General features: G+C 42.0%; 1 protein-coding gene. It reads left to right on the plus strand.

The genetic code is table 11. From position 1 onward, the window contains the following. The coding region (locus AAEY79_RS14425) for a DUF3014 domain-containing protein (RefSeq protein ID WP_352288964.1) at positions 1-293 on the plus strand (293 nt) is incomplete at both ends.

Here is a 293-nt window from a genome sequence, read left to right on the forward strand (position 1 = left end):
GTTATGAACGTTACACCCCGTATGTAAAAATATTTACTAGTATGAGCGCCGCCCAAGCCGTGCGTTTATTTGAAGAATATAAACCGCTTATTAATAATGCCTATACAGAAATTGGTTACGGCGATAATGAGTTTACGCAAACGCTTGAAGATGCAATCGACTTATTACTCGATACACCAGAGCCAGAAGGTAACTTACCATTACTGCGCGATTCAGTAACCTACCAATATGCATTTGCAGAGTGGGAGCAATTACCCGCTGCACAAAAACAGCTTTTACGTATGGGCCCAGAG

Origin of the sequence: Psychrobacter sp. GW64-MNA-CIBAN-0177 (genome assembly GCF_040309585.1) — a bacterium.
GTDB classification, from domain to species: domain Bacteria; phylum Pseudomonadota; class Gammaproteobacteria; order Pseudomonadales; family Moraxellaceae; genus Psychrobacter; species Psychrobacter okhotskensis.